General features: G+C 37.4%; 1 protein-coding gene. It reads right to left on the bottom strand.

Going from position 1 to position 914, the window contains the following annotated elements:
- Positions 1-38: 38 nt before the first annotated feature.
- A partial coding sequence (aroC, locus tag FUA24_RS07760; RefSeq protein WP_148541179.1) for a chorismate synthase occupies positions 39-914 on the bottom strand: 876 nt, incomplete at its 5' end.

Consider the following 914-nt stretch of genomic DNA (forward strand, 5'->3'; position numbering starts at 1 on the left):
AATGTGTATAAGAATATGTTAACCTGAAAAAGTAAGACCTATTGGGTGTGCATTTTATTTATTAAGTAGTAATCTGCTAAAACTAAAGCTGCCATAGCCTCTACAATAGGTACTGCACGTGGAACAACACAGGGATCATGACGTCCTTTTCCTTGCATTTCAACCGTTTTGCCATGTTTATCAATAGTTTCATATTTTTGAATTAATGTGGCTACTGGTTTAAAGGCTACATTAAAATAAATATCCATACCATTGCTTATACCGCCTTGTATACCACCTGAATAGTTTGTTTTTGTGCTTCCATCGTTATTAAAAGCATCATTATGCTCACTGCCATACATGGTGCTTCCGTGAAAACCACTACCGTATTCAAATCCTTTTACGGCGTTTATTGATAGCATAGCTTTACCTAATTCGGCATGTAATTTATCAAAAACAGGTTCGCCTAAACCAACTGGTACATTTTTAATAACACAGCTAACAATACCGCCTACGGTATCTCCTTTACTTCGCACCTCTTTTATGTAGCTTTCCATTTGTTTAGCCATTTCAGGGTCTGGGCAACGTACAATATTTTCTTCAGCGTTTGCTAAATTTAGCGCAGTGTGTGGCTTATTTAATTTCATGGTACCAACACCAGATACGTAGGCTGTTATTTCAATACCTTTAAGTAATTGTTTTGCTATGGCACCTGCTACTACTCTACAAGCGGTTTCGCGTGCAGAACTGCGTCCGCCACCACGGTAATCTCTAAAACCATATTTTTTATCGTACACATAATCGGCATGACTTGGCCTGTAACTATCTTTTATATGCGAATAGTCATGCGACTTTTGGTTGGTGTTTTCTATAACAAAACCAATGGGTGTTCCTGTAGTTTTACCTTCAAAAATACCAGAATGAAACTTAACAGT

The organism is Seonamhaeicola marinus, assembly GCF_008085455.1.